This is a genomic window from Bacillus sp. jun7 (assembly GCF_051034795.1).
GTDB classification, from domain to species: Bacteria; Bacillota; Bacilli; order Bacillales; family Bacillaceae; genus Bacillus; species Bacillus velezensis.
Window position 1 is genome coordinate 2,220,001 of sequence record NZ_CP093219.1, and the last position, 17,554, is coordinate 2,237,554.

General features: G+C 46.1%; 22 protein-coding genes, 2 rRNA genes and 1 pseudogene (1 of these 25 cut by a window edge). 3 read left to right on the forward strand and 22 right to left on the reverse strand.

The genetic code is table 11. The features are described 5' to 3' along the window. Both MJQ52_RS10600 and MJQ52_RS10605 read right to left on the reverse strand, forming a co-directional pair. Positions 1 to 690, reverse strand: a 23S ribosomal RNA gene (locus tag MJQ52_RS10600); it reaches 2,240 nt to the left of the window's first position. A 175-nt stretch (positions 691 to 865) separates the two neighbouring features. Beyond that, positions 866 to 2,416: ribosomal RNA gene (locus MJQ52_RS10605) — 16S ribosomal RNA — on the reverse strand. The 16S and 23S rRNA genes sit together here, the layout of an rRNA operon. Positions 2,417 to 2,757: 341 nt before the next feature. Here MJQ52_RS10605 and pdaB point away from each other — a divergent pair. Next, positions 2,758 to 3,522: a polysaccharide deacetylase family sporulation protein PdaB gene (gene pdaB / locus MJQ52_RS10610; protein WP_015388776.1), complete on the forward strand. Its 765-nt coding sequence runs from the start codon at positions 2,758 to 2,760 to the stop codon at positions 3,520 to 3,522. Here the strand turns inward: pdaB and kbaA are convergent, their stop codons facing one another. Further along, a complete protein-coding gene (kbaA, locus tag MJQ52_RS10615) occupies positions 3,523 to 4,119 on the reverse strand; it encodes a KinB-signaling pathway activation protein (protein WP_094247297.1) in 597 nt (198 codons plus the stop codon). 107 nt (positions 4,120 to 4,226) lie between these two features. On the opposite strand from kbaA, the gene gerD reads away from it, so the two are divergent. Next, positions 4,227 to 4,784, forward strand: coding sequence for a spore germination lipoprotein GerD (gene gerD / locus MJQ52_RS10620; protein ID WP_007615280.1), 558 nt, complete (start codon positions 4,227 to 4,229; stop codon positions 4,782 to 4,784). Between the two features lie 32 nt (positions 4,785 to 4,816). Here gerD and MJQ52_RS10625 read toward each other — a convergent pair whose 3' ends face one another. The 3 genes from MJQ52_RS10625 to MJQ52_RS10635 all read right to left on the reverse strand — a co-directional run bounded on the left by MJQ52_RS10625 (position 4,817) and on the right by MJQ52_RS10635 (position 7,166). Beyond that, complete coding sequence (locus MJQ52_RS10625) at positions 4,817 to 5,869, reverse strand: Mrp/NBP35 family ATP-binding protein (RefSeq protein ID WP_003156567.1); 1,053 nt, start codon at positions 5,867 to 5,869, stop codon at positions 4,817 to 4,819. A 79-nt stretch (positions 5,870 to 5,948) separates the two neighbouring features. Then, complete coding sequence (cwlD, locus tag MJQ52_RS10630; RefSeq protein WP_070081277.1) at positions 5,949 to 6,662, reverse strand: N-acetylmuramoyl-L-alanine amidase CwlD; 714 nt, start codon at positions 6,660 to 6,662, stop codon at positions 5,949 to 5,951. A gap of 60 nt (positions 6,663 to 6,722) precedes the next feature. Continuing rightward, positions 6,723 to 7,166, reverse strand: coding sequence for a DUF2521 family protein (locus MJQ52_RS10635; protein ID WP_003156564.1), 444 nt, complete (start codon positions 7,164 to 7,166; stop codon positions 6,723 to 6,725). Between the two features lie 130 nt (positions 7,167 to 7,296). On the opposite strand from MJQ52_RS10635, the gene MJQ52_RS10640 reads away from it, so the two are divergent. Then, on the forward strand, positions 7,297 to 7,770 hold the full coding sequence (locus MJQ52_RS10640; RefSeq protein WP_071392196.1) for a DinB family protein: 474 nt from the start codon (positions 7,297 to 7,299) through the stop codon (positions 7,768 to 7,770). A gap of 13 nt (positions 7,771 to 7,783) precedes the next feature. Here the strand turns inward: MJQ52_RS10640 and MJQ52_RS10645 are convergent, their stop codons facing one another. The 16 genes and pseudogenes from MJQ52_RS10645 to MJQ52_RS10720 form a co-directional block, all read right to left on the reverse strand. Beyond that, entirely contained in the window at positions 7,784 to 8,551 is a 768-nt protein-coding gene (locus tag MJQ52_RS10645) for a class I SAM-dependent methyltransferase (RefSeq protein ID WP_070081275.1), read from the reverse strand. Between the two features lie 137 nt (positions 8,552 to 8,688). Continuing rightward, positions 8,689 to 9,081: a 30S ribosomal protein S9 gene (gene rpsI, locus MJQ52_RS10650; RefSeq protein ID WP_003225846.1), complete on the reverse strand. Its 393-nt coding sequence runs from the start codon at positions 9,079 to 9,081 to the stop codon at positions 8,689 to 8,691. A 20-nt stretch (positions 9,082 to 9,101) separates the two neighbouring features. Continuing rightward, the gene (rplM, locus tag MJQ52_RS10655) at positions 9,102 to 9,539 is read right to left on the reverse strand and encodes a 50S ribosomal protein L13 (RefSeq protein WP_003156556.1); all 438 of its coding nucleotides are present in this window, start codon (positions 9,537 to 9,539) and stop codon (positions 9,102 to 9,104) included. Positions 9,540 to 9,698: 159 nt separating this feature from the next. Next, positions 9,699 to 10,442: a tRNA pseudouridine(38-40) synthase TruA gene (gene truA, locus MJQ52_RS10660; protein WP_015388779.1), complete on the reverse strand. Its 744-nt coding sequence runs from the start codon at positions 10,440 to 10,442 to the stop codon at positions 9,699 to 9,701. A 12-nt stretch (positions 10,443 to 10,454) separates the two neighbouring features. After that, a complete protein-coding gene (locus MJQ52_RS10665) occupies positions 10,455 to 11,252 on the reverse strand; it encodes an energy-coupling factor transporter transmembrane component T family protein (RefSeq protein WP_014304219.1) in 798 nt (265 codons plus the stop codon). After that, entirely contained in the window at positions 11,249 to 12,118 is an 870-nt protein-coding gene (locus MJQ52_RS10670) for an energy-coupling factor ABC transporter ATP-binding protein (protein ID WP_014416754.1), read from the reverse strand. Before MJQ52_RS10670 ends, MJQ52_RS10665 begins: the two co-directional genes overlap by 4 nt. Next, complete coding sequence (locus MJQ52_RS10675) at positions 12,094 to 12,939, reverse strand: energy-coupling factor ABC transporter ATP-binding protein (protein WP_007615256.1); 846 nt, start codon at positions 12,937 to 12,939, stop codon at positions 12,094 to 12,096. Before MJQ52_RS10675 ends, MJQ52_RS10670 begins: the two co-directional genes overlap by 25 nt. Before the next feature lie 131 nt (positions 12,940 to 13,070). After that, positions 13,071 to 13,433: a 50S ribosomal protein L17 gene (gene rplQ / locus MJQ52_RS10680; protein ID WP_003156550.1), complete on the reverse strand. Its 363-nt coding sequence runs from the start codon at positions 13,431 to 13,433 to the stop codon at positions 13,071 to 13,073. Positions 13,434 to 13,510: 77 nt separating this feature from the next. Continuing rightward, entirely contained in the window at positions 13,511 to 14,455 is a 945-nt protein-coding gene (locus tag MJQ52_RS10685) for a DNA-directed RNA polymerase subunit alpha (RefSeq protein WP_003156549.1), read from the reverse strand. Between the two features lie 176 nt (positions 14,456 to 14,631). Further along, positions 14,632 to 15,027: a 30S ribosomal protein S11 gene (rpsK, locus tag MJQ52_RS10690; protein WP_003156547.1), complete on the reverse strand. Its 396-nt coding sequence runs from the start codon at positions 15,025 to 15,027 to the stop codon at positions 14,632 to 14,634. 20 nt (positions 15,028 to 15,047) lie between these two features. After that, complete coding sequence (gene rpsM, locus MJQ52_RS10695; protein ID WP_003156545.1) at positions 15,048 to 15,413, reverse strand: 30S ribosomal protein S13; 366 nt, start codon at positions 15,411 to 15,413, stop codon at positions 15,048 to 15,050. A gap of 22 nt (positions 15,414 to 15,435) precedes the next feature. Then, positions 15,436 to 15,549, reverse strand: coding sequence for a 50S ribosomal protein L36 (gene rpmJ, locus MJQ52_RS10700; protein WP_003156543.1), 114 nt, complete (start codon positions 15,547 to 15,549; stop codon positions 15,436 to 15,438). 33 nt (positions 15,550 to 15,582) lie between these two features. Next, positions 15,583 to 15,801, reverse strand: a complete 219-nt coding sequence (gene infA / locus MJQ52_RS10705; protein ID WP_003156508.1) for a translation initiation factor IF-1 — start codon at positions 15,799 to 15,801, stop codon at positions 15,583 to 15,585. After that, a pseudogene (locus MJQ52_RS10710) lies at positions 15,779 to 16,061 on the reverse strand (KOW domain-containing RNA-binding protein). The gene infA and the pseudogene MJQ52_RS10710 overlap by 23 nt, the downstream one beginning before the upstream one ends. A gap of 64 nt (positions 16,062 to 16,125) precedes the next feature. Then, positions 16,126 to 16,872: a type I methionyl aminopeptidase gene (gene map / locus MJQ52_RS10715; protein WP_094247298.1), complete on the reverse strand. Its 747-nt coding sequence runs from the start codon at positions 16,870 to 16,872 to the stop codon at positions 16,126 to 16,128. Further along, positions 16,869 to 17,522 (reverse strand): adenylate kinase, encoded by a 654-nt coding sequence (locus MJQ52_RS10720; RefSeq protein ID WP_007410407.1) that lies wholly within the window; start codon positions 17,520 to 17,522, stop codon positions 16,869 to 16,871. The genes map and MJQ52_RS10720 overlap by 4 nt, the downstream gene beginning before the upstream one ends. Positions 17,523 to 17,554 lie beyond the last annotated feature (32 nt).

Genomic DNA, 17,554 nt, shown 5'->3' on the forward strand with positions numbered 1-17,554 from the left:
TTCAGACTCGCTTTCGTCGCGGCTCCGCATCTTCTGCTTAACCTTGCACGGGATCGTAACTCGCCGGTTCATTCTACAAAAGGCACGCCATCACCCGTTAACGGGCTCTGACTACTTGTAGGCACACGGTTTCAGGATCTCTTTCACTCCCCTTCCGGGGTGCTTTTCACCTTTCCCTCACGGTACTGGTTCACTATCGGTCACTAGGGAGTATTTAGCCTTGGGAGATGGTCCTCCCGGATTCCGACGGAATTTCACGTGTTCCGCCGTACTCAGGATCCACTCAGGAGAGAACGAAGTTTTGACTACAGGGCTGTTACCTCCTATGGCGGGCCTTTCCAGACCTCTTCATCTACCTCGTTCTTTTGTAACTCCGTACAGAGTGTCCTACAACCCCAAGAGGCAAGCCTCTTGGTTTGGGCTGGTCCCGTTTCGCTCGCCGCTACTCAGGGAATCGCATTTGCTTTCTCTTCCTCCGGGTACTTAGATGTTTCAGTTCCCCGGGTCTGCCTTCTCATATCCTATGTATTCAGATATGGATACCACTCCATTACGAGTGGTGGGTTTCCCCATTCGGAAATCTCCGGATCAAAGCTTGCTTACAGCTCCCCGAAGCATATCGGTGTTCGTCCCGTCCTTCATCGGCTCCTAGTGCCAAGGCATCCACCGTGCGCCCTTTCTAACTTAACCGTTAAAAAGAATCACTACGTGATATCTTGCATTACTAATTGAATGTGAATTACTTCTGTTATCTAGTTTTCAAAGAACAACATCTCGAAGAATCAAATGATCCTTCAAAACTAAACAAGACAGGGAACGTTCTGTTTATAAGACCCAAGGTCTTATATTCCGTTAAAATCCTTAGAAAGGAGGTGATCCAGCCGCACCTTCCGATACGGCTACCTTGTTACGACTTCACCCCAATCATCTGTCCCACCTTCGGCGGCTGGCTCCATAAAGGTTACCTCACCGACTTCGGGTGTTACAAACTCTCGTGGTGTGACGGGCGGTGTGTACAAGGCCCGGGAACGTATTCACCGCGGCATGCTGATCCGCGATTACTAGCGATTCCAGCTTCACGCAGTCGAGTTGCAGACTGCGATCCGAACTGAGAACAGATTTGTGGGATTGGCTTAACCTCGCGGTTTCGCTGCCCTTTGTTCTGTCCATTGTAGCACGTGTGTAGCCCAGGTCATAAGGGGCATGATGATTTGACGTCATCCCCACCTTCCTCCGGTTTGTCACCGGCAGTCACCTTAGAGTGCCCAACTGAATGCTGGCAACTAAGATCAAGGGTTGCGCTCGTTGCGGGACTTAACCCAACATCTCACGACACGAGCTGACGACAACCATGCACCACCTGTCACTCTGCCCCCGAAGGGGACGTCCTATCTCTAGGATTGTCAGAGGATGTCAAGACCTGGTAAGGTTCTTCGCGTTGCTTCGAATTAAACCACATGCTCCACCGCTTGTGCGGGCCCCCGTCAATTCCTTTGAGTTTCAGTCTTGCGACCGTACTCCCCAGGCGGAGTGCTTAATGCGTTAGTCGCGAGCACTAAGGGGCGGAAACCCCCTAACACTTAGCACTCATCGTTTACGGCGTGGACTACCAGGGTATCTAATCCTGTTCGCTCCCCACGCTTTCGCTCCTCAGCGTCAGTTACAGACCAGAGAGTCGCCTTCGCCACTGGTGTTCCTCCACATCTCTACGCATTTCACCGCTACACGTGGAATTCCACTCTCCTCTTCTGCACTCAAGTTCCCCAGTTTCCAATGACCCTCCCCGGTTGAGCCGGGGGCTTTCACATCAGACTTAAGAAACCGCCTGCGAGCCCTTTACGCCCAATAATTCCGGACAACGCTTGCCACCTACGTATTACCGCGGCTGCTGGCACGTAGTTAGCCGTGGCTTTCTGGTTAGGTACCGTCAAGGTGCCGCCCTATTTGAACGGCACTTGTTCTTCCCTAACAACAGAGCTTTACGATCCGAAAACCTTCATCACTCACGCGGCGTTGCTCCGTCAGACTTTCGTCCATTGCGGAAGATTCCCTACTGCTGCCTCCCGTAGGAGTCTGGGCCGTGTCTCAGTCCCAGTGTGGCCGATCACCCTCTCAGGTCGGCTACGCATCGTCGCCTTGGTGAGCCGTTACCTCACCAACTAGCTAATGCGCCGCGGGTCCATCTGTAAGTGGTAGCCGAAGCCACCTTTTATGTCTGAACCATGCGGTTCAAACAACCATCCGGTATTAGCCCCGGTTTCCCGGAGTTATCCCAGTCTTACAGGCAGGTTACCCACGTGTTACTCACCCGTCCGCCGCTAACATCAGGGAGCAAGCTCCCATCTGTCCGCTCGACTTGCATGTATTAGGCACGCCGCCAGCGTTCGTCCTGAGCCAGGATCAAACTCTCCGATAAAGTAGTTTGACTGACTACGCACATCGCTGTGCGATTTATTTAAAACTTTGAATTAACAGGTACGTTTTGTCTTGTTTAGTTTTCAAAGATCATTACCGCTTGTTGAAGCAGCTTTATTATCTTACCACTCAGCTTCTTTTGTGTCAACAACTTTTTTTAAGTTGTTTTCGAAGCTTTTTGTTGTTGTCTGCTGTCCATCAGCGACGTTTAATAATATACCATGCATTCGCTGAATTTAGCAAGTGTTTTTTTCGTTTTTTTTTGAAACGTATTTCGTTATATTCATCTCCGCCGCGGCATACGATGTAATCAAGCATGGACAAGATAAGGAGGCGTCATCAGTGAACCACTTCTACGTGTGGCACATCAGAAGGATAAAACAGCTGCTTATTATTATCATTGCCGCATTTGCAGCAGCCAGCTTTTTTTATATACAGAGAGCCGTCCCCCTTCCTGTATTTTTAACTGATAGCGGCCCGAAGGCTATTTCAAAAGGGGAAACGAAAGCGGGCGAAGTCGCATTAACATTCGATATCAGCTGGGGCGACGAAAAAGCGGTTCCGATTCTGAATGCGCTAAAAGCAAACGGTATTAAAAACGCCACTTTTTTTCTGTCAGCTTCTTGGGCGGAACGGCACCCGGACACAGTTGAACGTATGGTAAAAGACGGACATCAAATCGGCAGCATGGGATATGCGTATAAGAATTATACCAACCTAGAGGACAATGAAATAAAAAAAGACATCCTCCGGGCCCAGACCGCATTTAAAAAGCTGGGTGTGAAGAATGTTCATTTACTCCGCCCGCCGACCGGACAATTTAATAAAAAGGTTCTTGCCATTGCACAGCAGTACCGCTATTCAGTGGTTCATTACAGCGTTAACTCGCAGGATTGGACAAATCCCGGTCCTGATAAAATCATTGAAAATGTAAACAGTCATATAAAAGGCGGCGACATTGTCCTGCTGCACGCCTCTGATTCAGCAACACAGACCGAAGAAGCGCTCCCCGCCATCATTCACAATTTAAAGCAAAAAGGACTGAAAAACGTGACAGTCGGCGACCTGATCGCAAATACTGACGTCAAGTCATCAGAAGTGAAATAACTACCTCTGGGCAAACTTCGGCAGCATTAACAGCTGAAACGCATTGCAGCCCATCAGCGGAATCAGCATCAAATAAAGCCAGTCCTCATTATTCACTCTTAGCGCAGGAACCCATTCAAGCGCTGTAATAACGACCATTAAAAATAATGATGAAACGAACGTATTTTTTGAGGACTGCTTTTGTTTTATATACGCCGTCAACAGGCCGACGGCAAGCAGAGCCAGCGGCAGCCAGACAAACCCCGCAATCGAGTCATCCCGCTTACCGAAAAACAAAAATCTGACGTACATTAAATCAAAAGCGACAAACAGAATGATAAACAGCTGAAGCAGATTCCAAAGCGAGTTTGATCTGAGAATTTCAAGGGCAAACCGGTGCACTGTCAGAAAAACGAAGAATCCCATCTGGCTGATCACACTGAAAATCATGCCTACCCCGATAAACCAGATCAGAACGGAGAAAATCTGACCGGCCTCAAAATTCAGAAAGAACCCCTTGTACTCCCCCCACTTCAGTGCAAATCCCACGACGCTTGTAATAAGAGCGCCCACAGCTAAAATCGAAAAGAAAAATCGAACAAGCCCGCGGCTTTTCATCTCTTATTCATCCCCCTGACAATCGCGTTCAGCGATATTTTGTTATGTATAAATCCATTCCGATGAATCATATTAAAAATAAGTACAAGTAAGGAAGGAGCTTATGCATGTCAAAAGCCAAAACGCTATTGATAAGCTGTTTTGTTGTATTATCTGTAACAGCTTGTGCTCCAAAAGACCAAGCAGCGGATATGGATTATGACCAGACTAAAAAAATGGTTGTTGATATATTAAAGACAGATGATGGAAAAAAAGCAATTAAGGAAATATTAAATGATGATGCGATGAATGAGGCATTGGTGATTGATCAAAATGCCATTAAAGGCACAATAGAGAAAACCCTCACCTCTAAAAAAGGGGCGGAGTTCTGGAAAACCATCTTTGAAGACTCAAAGTTCGCCGAGAGCTTTGCAAAAACGCTTCAGCCCGAGCACGAAAAAATCATAAAAAAACTGATGAAAGACCCTGATTATCAGAAAAGTTTTATGCAGATCATGCAGGACCCCGGCATGGATAAAAAATACTATGAGCTGGTGAAAAGCCAAAAGTTCCGCAGTTACTTAGAAGATGTAATTACAGAGACACTTTCCAGCCCGCTTTTCAAAAAGCAATTCGAGGATGAATTGAAAAAAGCGGCTTCAAGCTCTGAAAAAGAAAGCCAATAAAAGGCCGGGCCGTGTTGATCCCGGCCCCTTTTTTATTCAGCTGTTTTTTCAATGACTTTCTGGGCGATTCCCATATAAATTTCCCCGATCGGATGACTTCTGTCATAGACAGAAGGCGCAAACTGGTCCTTGTCCCAATCAGGCTGTTTTAAAGGAATTCTGCCAAGCAGCGGCACCTGCAATTCCTCTGCAAGCTTGTCTCCCCCGCCTTGACCGAACACATATTCTCTCTCGCCGGTTTTTGCACTTTCATAATAAGCCATATTTTCAATGACCCCTACAACTTCATGATCGGTCTTAATCGCCATAGAACCCGCTCTCGCCGCTACAAATGCGGCTGTAGGGTGCGGCGTCGATACGATAATCTCTTTGCAGCTCGGAAGCATCGTGTGTACATCGAGCGCCACATCACCCGTGCCGGGCGGCAGATCGAGAACGATATAGTCAACCTCTCCCCAGTCAACCTCATGGAAGAAGTTATTCAGCATCTTGCCCAGCATCGGCCCTCTCCACACAACCGGAGCGTTTTCTTCGACGAAAAAGCCCATCGACATAACCTTTACTCCAAATCTTTCGACAGGAAGCAGTTTTTCTCCTTCAACTGTCGGGCGAACGGTAATACCCATCATGTCCGGCACGCTGAATCCGTATATATCCGCGTCGATCAAGCCGACTTTTTTGCCGAGCCGCGCAAGAGAAATGGCCAGGTTGACGGAAACCGTTGATTTGCCGACACCGCCTTTTCCGCTTGCCACCGCAAGAAAGACCGGCGGATGTTTCCTATTCAGCAGAGTTTCGCTTTCAGCAGCAGGCCGGCTGAATTTTGCCAATGTTTCTTCCGGCAGCTCTTCAAACCGCAGTCCGACAGTTTCCGCACCCGCTTCTTTCAAAACGGATACGATTTCCTGCTGAATGCCCATCTGTTCAGCCGTCCCCGTTTTTGCCAATGCAATTTTTACACTGACATGCCGTTTTTCCGGCTTGACCTTTACTTCTTTAATGGCATCCAATTCTCCCAGCGGTCTATGAAGAAAAGGTTCGCGCATGTTTCCGACTATATTTCTTACTTCATCTTCTCTTATCATCGAACCCTCACCCTTTGTGTATTCGTTTACAAATGGTATTATACCATATATTAAACGCAGAATCGGCGAAAAACCCTCCTTACTCGGGAGGGTCTCCTTTCTCTGTGAAGTATCTCAATACGCCCTTATACACGGAAGAAGCGATTTTGTCCTGATATTTAGGCTGGCCGAGCCTTTTCGCTTCCGCGGGATTGGACAGAAATCCGATTTCCACCAGCGCGCCCGGTTTGGTTACATTCTGCATTAAGTAAATGCCGTGTATCCGTTTTGCCTTTCTCGTTGTATTCTCCAAATTGATTCTCAATTCGTCCTGTATATATTTTGCCACTTTTTCATTCTCTTCGTATTTTCCATAGTAGAAGCTTTGGGCGCCGCTCCATCTCGGTGACGGTATGGCGTTCAGATGAATGCTGATATAAAGCTCCGCCTCTGAACGGTTGATGATCTCCACGCGCTTTCTCAGATCTTCCGCTTTGCGTCGGCTGTAGCCTCTCGTCCCTTCAGGAGCTAAATCAGTATCCGTCTCCCGCGTCATAATGACCAAAGCTCCCTGCTCCTGCAAATAGTCTCTGACCCTGGAGGCCACTTCGAGAGTAATGTCCTTTTCAAGGTGACTGCCTCCCGTGGCGCCTCCGTCCGGCCCGCCGTGTCCCGGATCGAGATAGATGATTTTCCCGCTCAGCGGCAGGCTCCACGGCCGCCAGGAATCATCATTATGGAATTGAAACCGGAATAAACACAATAATATGATAAAGCCAAGTAAAAAACCGAGCCATTTCAGCTTTTTTGTCATATCTTCCCCTCCCGCTTGTCCCCGTTATTAATAAGTATGGGACAAGGGAAGAAATTATGATTACCTCATGCGGAGCTTACATTGTTTTTCCCTTTGCAGAAATCCTTCCGTCCACCAGCTGTTGATAAACCGGCAGGACGCTTCATAGATTTCTTTTTGTTCAACGGAAGAATATTGCTCATGCGTCCAATTGCAAAGATATTCAAAAAAATCGGCCGTCAGTTCTTCCTCTTCTTCAGCCGAACGGGCGTTTGCCCTCTGCAAAGACTCGCCATAATAGCCAAAGACGCCGAACCTGCCGCCTAATAAATACGCTTCAATTGCAAAATCTATGCATCCTTCACTCAGAATGCCGTTTTCGTCTTGAAGAAAGGGAAACAAAGGGGTAAGACATGCTTTTACGGACTGAATGATCTGCGTCAGTGACAGCTCCTTTAGTAAACTCTTCTCAAGCTCATAATCCTTCTGCCGTTTCACGTCTGAAAAAGATAATACTTCTGCCATTGCCAGCCACGCTCCTTTTTACTGTTATTTTGAAAGGAAAAGGGAAAAAGCATGCTTTGTTGATAGTGGAAATCCTCCCAAATGAAGGAGTTTCATGTTAACTGGAAGAATAAAGAGCTGAGGTGACGTGATGAAAAAGCTGTTTCAATACAATTGGACGGTGCGTGACGAGTGGCTTATGATATGTGAAAAGCTGAGCCGGGAGGAATTGACGAAAACCCGGACGGGCGGAATGGAGAGCATCTTGCGGACTTTATTTCATATCATTGATGTCGAGATCAGCTGGGCTCGTGCCATTTTAGGTAAAGATGATGTTTTACCCGCTGAGTCTGACTATACGAGCATTCAGGATCTCAGAAAGCTGTCTGAACAGTATCGAGAGGATGTTATTCATGCGGTCTCCCGCAAAGGGGCGGATCTTGTTAAGCCGGACTGGATGGACCAAACCTTTCCTAAAGAAGATATTCTCCGCCACATCCTTGCGCATGAGATTCACCATATGGGACAACTGTCGGTTTGGGCCAGAGAAATTGGAATAGAACCGGTTTCGGCTAATGTGATCAGCCGTCCGCAGGAAAAAGCCGCAAAAAAACAGCACCTCTGACGGGATGCCGTTTTTATATTTTAATGCTTCTTGTTACGGAGTATGTATTAATGTATTCATCCAGCACGAGGCCGCCTTTGTCCTCGTAAAAACCGGCAACCATAAAGCCTGCGTCAATCTGGCCTTTAATTTGATCCTCCAGCGTATGGCCGAATTCAAGCGCTTCATGATTATCAATAAGTTCCTTTACCTTTTTCTTACTCAGATCTTTTTCATCCGAAAACGGAATGGAATACTTTACTTTTAGTACGCCTTCCTGCTCTAAATCCATATCAAATAAGAACACGACGGGATTTACAAAACCGGAGACTAAAGACCCGCCTTTTTTCAATACGCGATGAGCTTCTTTCCATACCGGAAGAACCGTATCAACAAAGCAATTCGATACTGGGTGCACGATAAAATCAAATGTCTCATCATCAAAACAGCTCAGATCATTCATGCTGCCTTTGACAGTCCGAAGCGTAAGATCGTCCCGCTCGGCAACCATTCTGTCTTGCGCAAGCTGTTTTTCCGAATTGTCAAAGATGGTGACGTCCGCTCCTGCAGCAGCAAGGACCGGACCTTGCTGTCCTCCTCCTGAAGCAAGACAAAGAACCTTCAGACCGTCTATGGGCGGAAACCAATCCGCCGGCACATCTTTCCCGGGGGTCATTCTGATGCTCCAATTGCCTTTTTTCGCTTCACCAATCGTATGAGAATCAACCGCAACCGTCCATTCATTGCCTGTTTCGACTTTTTTATCCCATGCCTTGCTGTTATGTATGACTAACTTATTCATTATAACTGCGCTCCTTATTGGTAATGAATAGAGTATAACAAACAATTCTAGAAAAACATCGGATAACCTCTTCGATATGAGAAAAAAATACAAAAAAACCACAACCAAGAAGTTGTGGTTTTTGCCATCCAAAACGATTAACGTTTTGAGAACTGAGGTGCACGACGAGCGCCTTTAAGACCGTATTTTTTACGTTCTTTCATACGGGCGTCACGAGTCAGAAGACCAGCACGTTTAAGTGTTGCACGATATTCTGGATCTGCTTCAAGCAAAGCACGAGCGATACCGTGACGGATTGCTCCAGCTTGACCAGATAAGCCGCCTCCATGTACGTTTACTAAAACATCATAAGTACCAGCTGTTTCAGTTAAAGTTAATGGTTGTTTGATATCTTCGATTAGAGCCGGAGATGGAATGTGCTCGCTGATTTCACGATTATTAACGACGATACGACCTTCTCCTGGAACTAAGCGCACACGCGCTACAGAACTTTTACGACGGCCAGTACCGTAATATTGAACCTGTGCCAAATTGGTAACCTCCTTTTTAATTAACCGCGAAGTTCGTAAACTTCAGGTTTTTGTGCTTCATGTGGATGCTCAGAACCACGGTATACGTTCAATTTCTTGAACATTTGACGACCTAGAGAACCTTTTGGAAGCATGCCTTTGATAGCAAGCTCAAGCATTTTCTCAGGGTAGTTTGTACGCATTTCAAGAGCTGTTCTTGATTTCAGACCGCCTGGGTGCATTGTGTGACGGTAGTAGATTTTATCAGTTAACTTTTTACCAGTTAACTCGATTTTTTCAGCGTTGATGATGATCACATGATCTCCAGTATCAACGTGCGGTGTGTAAGTCGGTTTGTGTTTCCCGCGAAGGATAGATGCAACTTCTGTAGAAAGACGTCCTAAAGTCTTGCCTGCTGCATCAACAACCAACCACTTGCGTTCAATAGTACTTGCGTTAGCCATAGGTGTTGTACGCATTTAATTCCCTCCTAAATGATCTGTCATTTTTTCATAAACTTCTGTTACGTTCTATTTCACAACACAATAAGTTCCGGGGCTTATCGTGGGGTTGAAATACATACCATATGATATCTTATAACTTTATGCAGACTCTGTCAAGAAAATGTTACACCTGGTTTAGTTGTCATAGCAAACGCTCCATAAATACAGCCCGTGCCCCGGTGCGGTGCGCCCCGCGGCTTCGCGATCCTTCGCTTCGAGCATTGCTTTTACATCATCGGGAGAAAATTTTCCAGCTCCTGTATCCAATAACGTTCCGGCAATGATTCTGACCATATTATAGAGAAAACCGTTTCCGGTGATCCGCATCTGCAGGCCGTCTCCGGTCTCAGTCCAATCCAGCTCGTAAATCGTTCTGACCTTATCCTGAACCGCGGTATCAGCCGCGCAAAAGCTTGTGAAATCATGTGTCCCGATGAGGTGCCTTGAAGCTTCCCTCATTTTCTGCACATTAAGCTGATATGCAAAATGGTAAGCGTAATGTCGTTTAAATACGTCCGGGTGTTTCTCCGTATATACAAAGTAGCGATATTCCTTTTGGACCGCGCTAAATCGTGCATGGAACCCATCATCCGCAATCTCTGCTGTTTTGACGGCAATATCATCTGGCAGCAGGGCATTGAGCGCAAACGGCCATTTCTCAGCCGGGATGGACAGCGGCGTATCAAAATGAATGACCTGCCCGGCAGCATGAACATCGCTGTCCGTGCGGCCGGATGAGATGACAGGCACCCTGCCGTCCGTTTTATGGATGACGGCCAGCGCTTTTTCCAATTCACTTTGAACGGTCCGCTTTCCAGGCTGAACCTGATATCCGTTAAATAAATGCCCGTCATAAGCAATGGTACATTTCACTCTCATTCAGCAGCACCTCTAACTTCTTAAGAAAAACAATAACACGGCTAATACGATGATGAGCAGAATAGCTCCGGTATCCTTTCCGGTCCAGACGAGCTTTCTGTATTTCGTTCTCCCCTCACCGCCCTGGTAGCCTCTCGCCTCCATAGCGACCGCAAGCTCTTCCGCGCGTTTAAAGGCGCTGACAAACAGCGGGACAAGCAGCGGAACAACCGCTTTGATTCTGTCTTTCACCGGGCCGCTTGTAAAGTCCGCACCCCTCGCCATTTGCGCCTTCATGATTTTATCTGTCTCTTCCATTAATGTCGGGATAAATCGCAATGATATCGACATCATCAATGCGAGTTCGTGTACAGGCAGCTTCACCTTTTTAAAAGGATTCAGGAGCTGCTCCATTCCATCCGTTATTTCAATCGGCGTTGTTGTCAGCGTCAGCAGCGTCGTCATAAAGATAAGGTAAACGAAACGGAGGGAGATAAAAATCCCCTGTATAAGTCCGCCCTCATACACTTTAAACCAGCCAAGCTGAAAAATGACAGATCCTTCATGCGTCATGAAAATGTGTAATAAAAAGGTAAACGCCACAATCCAGATAATCGGCTTAAGTCCCTTCAGCAAAAAGCTGAACGGCACTCGTGTTAAGGCGATCACCCCGAATGTAAACAAACCGAGCAAAGCGTACGTCTGTACGTTGTTTGCCAAAAAAACGATACATACAAAAAGAAAGATGCTGACAAGTTTTGTTCGCGGGTCCAATCGGTGAATAAGCGATGATCCGGGAACATACTTTCCGATAATCATGCTGTCCATCATTGGTCCTTTTCCTCCTGAAAGAAAGCCTTAATTTCACTGGCGGCATCCTGCAGGGTCAGCATGGGTTTCTCATACTTGACTCCGAGAGCCTTCTCAAGCCGTCTCTGAAACTTCACCGACTCAGGAAGATCCAGTCCCATTTCGGCCATCTCTTCACCTTTTACAAACAAGTCACGCGGACTCCCCGTCGCTTTAATGGTTCCTTTGTGCATGACGATCATTTCGTCAGCATAGCGGGCGGCGTCCTCCATGCTGTGGGTGACGAGAACGGTAGTCAGGTTTCCCCGCTGATGAAGCGCATAGAACATGTCCATAATGTCCTGGCGCCCTCTCGGATCAAGACCGGCCGTCGGTTCATCCAAAACCAGCACTTCCGGCTCCATCGCGAGAACGCCGGCAATCGCCACTCTGCGCATCTGGCCGCCGCTGAGCTCGAACGGTGAACGATCCAAAATGTCTTCCGGAAGGCCCACAAGCCCCAGCATTTCTTTTGCTTTCCGTTCAGCGTCTTCTTTTTTTACACCGAAATTCATCGGTCCGAATGCGATGTCCTTCAGCACAGTCTCTTCAAACAGCTGATGTTCGGGAAATTGGAAAACGATTCCGACTTTTTTTCGCAAAGTCTTAAGGTCTTTATTTTTTTTACCGGCTGCCAGAATCGTGCTCCCGAGCTCAAGCTGTCCTTTAGTCGGTTTCAGCAAACCGTTTAAATGCTGCAGGAGCGTCGATTTGCCCGACCCTGTATGCCCGATGACGGCAACGTAGCTGCCCTCTTTTATCACGGCATTGATATCATACAGAGCAAGCCGTTCAAACGGTGTCTTCATTTGATAGCGGTGTTCTACATCTTTGATTTTAATGTCCACAGCTCATTCACCAGCCCTTCCTGAGTCAGATGGTTTTTCGTTAACGCCAGTCCGCTTTCTTTCAAAAGCAGGCTGAGCTGGAATGAGAAAGGCAAATCAAGACCGATGCGAACCAAGTCTTCATTTAATTTAAAAATCTCTTCAGGCGTGCCCTCTGCATATTTCCTGCCGCCGTTCATCACAATGATCCTGTCCGCCCTTGCGGCTTCTTCCAGGTCATGTGTTATCGAAATGACGGTGGCCATGCCCTGATCTTTTAAGCGTCTGACAGTATCAAGGACTTCTTCTCTCCCAATCGGGTCAAGCATGGATGTCGCTTCATCCAAAATCATAATATCAGGACGCGCGGCAATAATTCCCGCGATCGCCACTCTTTGTTTTTGACCTCCGGAGAGATGGTGCGGCTCTTGATCAAGAAAATCCTGCATATTGACTTGTGTGACAGCCCAATCTACTCTCTCAATCATTTCTTCGCGCGGAACACCATTGTTTTCTAAACCAAAAGCCACATCATCGCGAACAGTCGTTCCGACAAATTGGTTATCGGGATTCTGAAAGACCATCCCTATTTTTTTTCGCACATCCCACACGGTATCCTCAGTCAGCTTGATGCCGCCGACTTCAATTTCTCCGGCCTCAGGCAAAATCAGCCCGTTCAGCGCTCTGGCCAAAGTCGACTTCCCTGAACCGTTGTGACCTACGATAGCAAGCCATTCTCCTTCATATACCTCCAGACTCACACCGTCCAGCGCCGGTCTTTCTGCATCTTTGCGGTAGCGGAATAGAATGTCTTTTACGGATATAAGCTGTTTTTGATCCACGGGCGCCTGACCTCCTCTCAGCTATAGCTCTGCTTTTCTGTCTCATGATAAAAAGTTCTGATATCTAAAAAAAGGGCATAGATCCAGTTAGAAACTGTCCCGCCCTTCTTTAGATACACAAAAATATGTGATTAAACCAATTCGATGATTGCCATTGGTGCACCGTCACCACGGCGAGGACCAAGCTTCATAATACGTGTGTATCCGCCTTGGCGCTCCTCGTAACGAGTTGCAATGTCAGAGAATAATTTTTGAAGTGCATCTTGGTTATTTTCTTCATTAGCAACCTCGTTGCGAATGTATGCAGCAGCTTGACGACGAGCATGCAAGTCACCGCGCTTACCAAGAGTGATCATCTTTTCAACAACAGAGCGAAGTTCTTTCGCACGTGTTTCAGTTGTTTCAATTCTTTCGTTGATGATCAAATCTGTTGTAAGATCACGAAGCATAGCTTTACGCTGTGAACTCGTACGTCCTAGTTTTCTGTATGACATGTGATGTCCCCTCCTTTAATGGAATGCTGTTTCTAATTAAAAAACACACGAAAATCCTAGTTCACATGGAAACTAGATCAATCGTCTTTGCGAAGGCCGAGTCCAAGTTCTTCAAGTTTCGCTTTCACTTCTTCAAGTGATTTGCGTCCCAGGTTGCGAACTTTCATCATATCTTCTTCCGTCTTGTTCGCAAGTTCTTGAACCGTGTTAATGCCCGCACGCTTCAAGCAGTTGTAAGAACGGACAGAAAGATCAAGTTCCTCAATCGTCATTTCAAGAACTTTTTCTTTTTGGTCCTCTTCTTTTTCAACCATGATTTCAGCATGCTGAGCTTCGTCAGTTAAACCGACGAATATATTAAGGTGTTCAGTTAAAATCTTTGAACCGAGAGCAATTGCTTCCTTCGGTCCAGTGCTTCCGTCAGTCCAAACATCAAGTGTAAGTTTGTCATAGTTTGCAACCTGGCCTACACGAGTGTTTTCTACCTGATAAGATAAACGAGAAACTGGCGTAAAGATTGAATCGATCGGAATCACGCCGATTGGCTGATCGTCTCTTTTGTTCGAATCAGCAGGTGTATACCCACGTCCTCTTTGTGCAGTAAGGCGAACTCGGAAACTCGCATTCTCACCAAGAGTCGCGATATGAAGATCCGGATTAAGGATTTCAACATCGCTGTCGTGTGTAATATCAGCTGCTGTGACAGTTCCTTCGCCCTGTACATCAATTTCAAGCGTCTTCTCTTCATCAGAGTAGATTTTCAATGCAAGCTTTTTAATGTGCAAGATTATCGTTGTAACATCTTCCACAACGCCTTCGATTGTCGAGAATTCGTGCAGTACACCATCTATCTGGATCGATGTTACAGCGGCACCAGGGAGTGAGGATAAGAGGATACGACGTAAGGAGTTACCCAGAGTTGTACCATATCCACGCTCAAGCGGCTCTACGACAAACTTACCAAATTTGGCATCGTCGCTGATTTCAACCGTTTCGATTTTTGGTTTTTCAATCTCGATCATTACTTAAAACCCTCCTTCAAAACGTCGAAACCTCGAATAGAATCATATGAGATTCCATCCGAAATTCCCCATTGTTTAGTCCCGTATGTGCTCAGGCAACGAGTCGGTGCATTCGTTTCATAAATAACTGTATCATAACCCATTATTGACAGGGACACAAAATCTATACAAACAAATTACACGCGGCGACGTTTTGGTGGACGGCATCCATTATGAGGAACAGGAGTTACGTCTCTGATAGCTGTAACTTCAAGTCCGGCAGCTTGTAAAGCACGGATTGCAGCTTCACGGCCAGAACCTGGTCCTTTAACAGTTACTTCAAGAGTTTTAAGTCCGTGTTCGATTGAACCTTTAGCAGCTGTTTCAGCAGCCATTTGCGCAGCAAAAGGAGTCGATTTACGAGAACCTCTGAATCCTAGAGCTCCGGCACTTGACCAAGAAATAGCATTACCATGAGTATCAGTGATCGTAACGATCGTGTTGTTGAAAGTTGAACGAATATGAGCGATTCCTGACTCAATATTCTTTTTCACGCGACGTTTACGCGTGTTTTGTTTACGAGCAGCAGCCATTGTTTAGGTACCTCCCTTACTTATTTTTTCTTGTTAGCTACAGTACGACGCGGACCTTTACGAGTACGCGCATTGTTTTTAGAGTTTTGTCCGCGAACAGGCAAACCTCTGCGATGGCGGATTCCGCGGTAGCTTCCGATTTCGATCAGACGCTTGATGTTAAGAGAAACTTCACGGCGAAGGTCACCTTCTACTTTCAGTTTGTCAATAACATCACGGATTTTACCAAGTTCTTCTTCAGTAAGATCACGCACACGAGTATCTTCAGAAACACCAGCCTCTTTCAAGACTTGCTGAGCCGTTGTGCGGCCAATTCCGAAGACATATGTTAAAGAAATAACAACACGTTTGTCACGTGGGATATCTACACCAGCAATACGAGCCATTCTCTGGGCACCTCCTTATTAATTATCCTTGTTTTTGTTTATGCTTTGGATTTTCACAGATCACCATTACTTTTCCTTTTCTGCGAATAACTTTACATTTCTCGCAGATTGGTTTAACTGATGGTCTCACTTTCATGTGTTTCCAACCTCCTTCAGTTTCCGGAGTGCTTTATTTGTAACGGTACGTAATCCTGCCACGAGTTAAGTCATATGGAGATAATTCTACCGTAACTTTGTCTCCAGGTAAAATGCGAATGAAGTGCATGCGGATTTTACCAGATACGTGAGCCAAAACCGTATGGCCATTTTCGAGTTCAACTTTGAACATCGCGTTTGGCAGTGTTTCGACAATCGTACCTTCCACTTCAATTACATCGTCTTTCGCCATTCAAGTGTTCTCCCTTCTTCAAATCAGTAACTTGCTCTCTGACAAATTTCAAAAGAGAAAATCTCAGTTATCCGTTTGTCACACGCCCTGTTTCGTTTATACTGTTCTGAACTTCCGGAGATACGCAATCATAAAGGGTGAATGATTGATATTCTTTTTCTAAGGAGAATGAAATGTACGCTTTTCTCCGTCTGCTTTAGTACACGATGATGAGTCTTCATTCCGATGACAGCAGCTAGCCGGTTTTTCTTCCGACCAATTGTAAACCTACAATCTGCCCAAGTGCGGAATGAAAAACATGTGTCATGGAATTCATTTCATCATCTAGACTTTTGTCAGTATATCAAAACCCGTTTCCGTAATCGCAATCGTATGTTCAAAATGAGCACACTTTTTCCCATCTACCGTTACAACCGTCCAGTTATCAGCCAATGTTTTCACATATCGGCTGCCAGCGTTAACCATCGGTTCTATAGCGAGAACCATACCAGGCTTCAGCCTAGGTCCTTTGTTTGGCGGACCGTAATGAGGAATTTGCGGATCCTCATGCAAGTCTTGACCAACACCATGTCCGACATACTCCCTAACAACTGAAAACTGCTCCTTTTCGACATACGTTTGTATTGCGTGGGAAATATTCGACAAACGTTCACCTGGTTTTGCTTCCTTCAAGCCTTTATATAAAGACTCCTCTGTCACTTCCAGCAGTCGTTTATCATCATCACTGATGTTTCCTACCGGATATGTCCAAGCAGAGTCACCATGATAACCATTTAATTTAGCACCGATATCAATGCTGATAATGTCACCGTCACGCAAAACCCTTTTACCGGGAATTCCGTGAACGAGTTCTTCATTAACTGATACACAGATGCTCCCGCGAAACCCATTATACCCCTTAAAAGATGGGATTGCACCCTGCTTCTCAATAAAACGTTCGGCAATTTGATCCAATTCTTTTGTCGAGATTCCTGGTTTAATGTGCTTTTTCATCTCTTCATGAGTCAAAGCCACGATTCGCCCTGCTTCCCGCATGATGCTAAGCTCACGAGGGGTCTTACAGATAATCATTTGCTCAATCCTCCAAGAAGCTCTTTCACATCTTTGTACACGTCGTTAATGTCCTGCTGGCCATTGACGTTGACAAGATACCCTTTCTCAGAATAAAAATCGAGTAAAGGCTGAGTCTGCTTCATGTTGACCTCAAGCCGTTTTGAGACGGTTTCCTCATTATCATCTGCCCGTTGATAAAGGTCTCCTCCGTCTTTATCACAAACACCCGGCGTTTTCGGCGGATTGAAAACCAAATGATAGGTTGTGCCGCAAACACTGCAAATTCTGCGTCCAGTCAAACGTTCCATTAAAGAGTCTTTGTCTACTTTAATGTTAATGACATAATCAATCGGCTTGCCGTATTCCTCAAGAATGTTTTCAAGAGCTTCAGCCTGAGCGACTGTTCGCGGAAATCCGTCCAGAAGAAAACCTCTTTCACAATCATCTTTGCCGAGTCTTTCTTTGACAATGCCGATTGTGACTTCGTCCGGTACGAGCTCGCCTTTATCAATATAAGACTTTGCTTCGAGCCCGAGTGGTGTTTCTTCTTTCATAGCAGCACGGAACATATCTCCCGTTGAGATATGAGGTATCCCATAATCCTCAACAATTCGTTCTCCCTGTGTGCCTTTACCGGCTCCAGGAAGTCCCATTAAGACTAAGTTCATTCGGATTTCCCCCGTCCTCTCTTATTTAGAGG

Bases quoted from the DNA above. Each gene is read 5' to 3' on its own strand.
- kbaA (WP_094247297.1), bottom strand. From the start codon at position 4,119: ATGAAAAGCCGCGGGCTTGTTCGATTTTTCTTTTCGATTTTAGCTGTG.
- gerD (WP_007615280.1), top strand. From the start codon at position 4,227: ATGTCAAAAGCCAAAACGCTATTGATAAGCTGTTTTGTTGTATTATCT.
- MJQ52_RS10625 (WP_003156567.1), bottom strand. From the start codon at position 5,869: ATGATAAGAGAAGATGAAGTAAGAAATATAGTCGGAAACATGCGCGAA.
- cwlD (WP_070081277.1), bottom strand. From the start codon at position 6,662: ATGACAAAAAAGCTGAAATGGCTCGGTTTTTTACTTGGCTTTATCATA.
- MJQ52_RS10635 (WP_003156564.1), bottom strand. From the start codon at position 7,166: ATGGCAGAAGTATTATCTTTTTCAGACGTGAAACGGCAGAAGGATTAT.
- MJQ52_RS10640 (WP_071392196.1), top strand. From the start codon at position 7,297: ATGAAAAAGCTGTTTCAATACAATTGGACGGTGCGTGACGAGTGGCTT.
- MJQ52_RS10645 (WP_070081275.1), bottom strand. From the start codon at position 8,551: ATGAATAAGTTAGTCATACATAACAGCAAGGCATGGGATAAAAAAGTC.
- rplM (WP_003156556.1), bottom strand. From the start codon at position 9,539: ATGCGTACAACACCTATGGCTAACGCAAGTACTATTGAACGCAAGTGG.
- truA (WP_015388779.1), bottom strand. From the start codon at position 10,442: ATGAGAGTGAAATGTACCATTGCTTATGACGGGCATTTATTTAACGGA.
- MJQ52_RS10665 (WP_014304219.1), bottom strand. From the start codon at position 11,252: ATGATGGACAGCATGATTATCGGAAAGTATGTTCCCGGATCATCGCTT.
- rplQ (WP_003156550.1), bottom strand. From the start codon at position 13,433: ATGTCATACAGAAAACTAGGACGTACGAGTTCACAGCGTAAAGCTATG.
- MJQ52_RS10685 (WP_003156549.1), bottom strand. From the start codon at position 14,455: ATGATCGAGATTGAAAAACCAAAAATCGAAACGGTTGAAATCAGCGAC.
- rpsK (WP_003156547.1), bottom strand. From the start codon at position 15,027: ATGGCTGCTGCTCGTAAACAAAACACGCGTAAACGTCGCGTGAAAAAG.
- rpsM (WP_003156545.1), bottom strand. From the start codon at position 15,413: ATGGCTCGTATTGCTGGTGTAGATATCCCACGTGACAAACGTGTTGTT.
- rpmJ (WP_003156543.1), bottom strand. From the start codon at position 15,549: ATGAAAGTGAGACCATCAGTTAAACCAATCTGCGAGAAATGTAAAGTT.
- infA (WP_003156508.1), bottom strand. From the start codon at position 15,801: ATGGCGAAAGACGATGTAATTGAAGTGGAAGGTACGATTGTCGAAACA.
- map (WP_094247298.1), bottom strand. From the start codon at position 16,872: ATGATTATCTGTAAGACCCCTCGTGAGCTTAGCATCATGCGGGAAGCA.
- MJQ52_RS10720 (WP_007410407.1), bottom strand. From the start codon at position 17,522: ATGAACTTAGTCTTAATGGGACTTCCTGGAGCCGGTAAAGGCACACAG.